Origin of the sequence: Parabacteroides sp. CH2-D42-20, from assembly GCF_003670185.1 — a bacterium.
GTDB classification, from domain to species: domain Bacteria; phylum Bacteroidota; class Bacteroidia; order Bacteroidales; family Tannerellaceae; genus Parabacteroides; species Parabacteroides distasonis.
The window spans coordinates 1-1837 of sequence record NZ_RAYG01000078.1 but is presented as its reverse complement, the minus strand read 5'-3'; the positions used below and the strand labels follow the sequence as shown (position 1 = coordinate 1837).

General features: G+C 45.1%; 1 protein-coding gene. It reads right to left on the bottom strand.

Annotated elements, in window-relative coordinates; genetic code table 11:
* Window positions 1-68: 68 nt before the first annotated feature.
* A complete protein-coding gene (locus D7V92_RS21780) occupies window positions 69-1724 on the bottom strand; it encodes an IS1182 family transposase (protein ID WP_121773789.1) in 1656 nt (551 codons plus the stop codon).
* Between the last annotated feature and the right edge of the window lie 113 nt (window positions 1725-1837).

Genomic DNA, 1837 nt, shown 5'->3' with positions numbered 1-1837 from the left:
GGAGGTGTGTCGTAATGCACGATGCACCTTCTTTTTTATTCATTACTATACCACTCGGTTCATTTTCTTTAAGCTGCGATATTTTGAGGATTTCTTTGATTTATGTGTTCGCAACATCTAAATATAGCTACTGTAAGCTCATAAAACCGTCTAATCAGCCAATCCATACCTTCTTTAGCCATTTTTGCACACATCTTTTTTATATTGAAGGCAACGGCAAAGAAGGCAAAGTCCATGAAGACCTTATCCTTTCCAAAATGGCGGAAACGTTTGTAGTTCATATTGTATTTCATTTGTCCGAACACGGCTTCCGGCTCTATACATCTCTGTCCTCTGTGTTTCAGCCCTTCCTCGGAGCAGAGCAGCTCTTTGGCATTCTGCCTATATTTTCTGAGCCTGTGATTCAGTTCTATCGTCCTATTTCCTTTTGCTTTAAAACATCGGCATCTTAGCGGACAACCTTCACATCTGACGGCTCTGTATCTGGCATTTTCGCTGATATATCCGGATGCGGTTTTCACATGTCCGGTCCCTATTCTTTGCATCTTCTGTCCCATGGGGCAAATGCAAAAGTCATGTTCTTCATTGTAGTAGAAATTTTCCGCCTTGAACGGGTCCGGTTTGAACCTCGGCCGCTGTTCCATGTGGAAGTAGTTGTACTTGACGTAGGCTTCCATACCGTTTTCTGACATGAAGCGGTAATTCTCCTCAGAACCGTAGCCGGAATCGGCAACCACCGTATGGGCCAACCTGTCATATCTGCTTGAGAAGGATTGCAGGAAAGGTATCATGGTCAGTGTATCCGTAGGGTTCGGGAAGAGTGCAAAATCGGTAATGAACTGGTTCTCGGTGCCGATCTGGAGGTTGTAACCGGGCTTTGTCTGGCCGTTACGCATGGCATCCTCCTTCATTCTCATAAAAGTAGCGTCGTTGTCCGTTTTGGAATAGGAGTTCCTGTCCTGCAGCGTGTCCAGACAGTTGTCGTATTCCTGTAGCTTGTCCCTGTGCTCTTCCAGCTCCTTCAGCTGTTTGCGTTTCTTTTTCAACGCAGTCTTTTCCTCTTTCGTGGAGGGTTCAGGAACCTGTTCAAGTGCTTGACGCAATTCTCCCGCCATTTCAGTCAGCATGGCCGGAGTGAATTCTATTTTCTCATTGCTTTCCGATGAGTTCTCCTGGGCGATGACATCGTCTATCTGTTCCAACAGGACATGTATCTTCTTCATCAGACGTTCACGGTTCTGCTCGACCGTTTTTCGCCAGACGAAAGTATACTTGTTGGCTTTGGATTCAATCTTTGTCCCGTCAATGTATTCCACATTCAGACTGATGAAGCCTTTGGAAGAGAGAAGGAGTACGGTTTGGGTAAACACCTCGTTGATTTCCTTCTTCACCCGGTTGCGGAAACGGTTGATGGTGATGAAATCCGGTTTCTCATATCCGGCAAGCCAGATATAATGGATGTCACGGTGAAGGAGCTTTTCGATTTTACGGCAGGAGTAGATGTTGTTCATATAGGCATACAGAATGACCTTGAGCATCATCCTGGGATGGTAAGCGCTGCGGCCGCATTCCTTATACAACTTTCTGAAACTTTCAAGATTCAGGCTCTCAACCAGAGCGTTAACCATGCGCACCGGTTCGTTCTCTGCAATATCCTCGTCAATTCTTGGAGGAAAAAGCACTGTTTGGTTGGGATTGTAAGGACGAAAATGTATCTTTGCCATAGTATAAATTGTATGCTTAAAGATACAAATTCTTTAGGTAATAACAAAGCCCCAGCTTGTGAAAGTCGGGGCTTTGTGCATAAAAAAGGAGATGTGCATTTTGACACACCTCC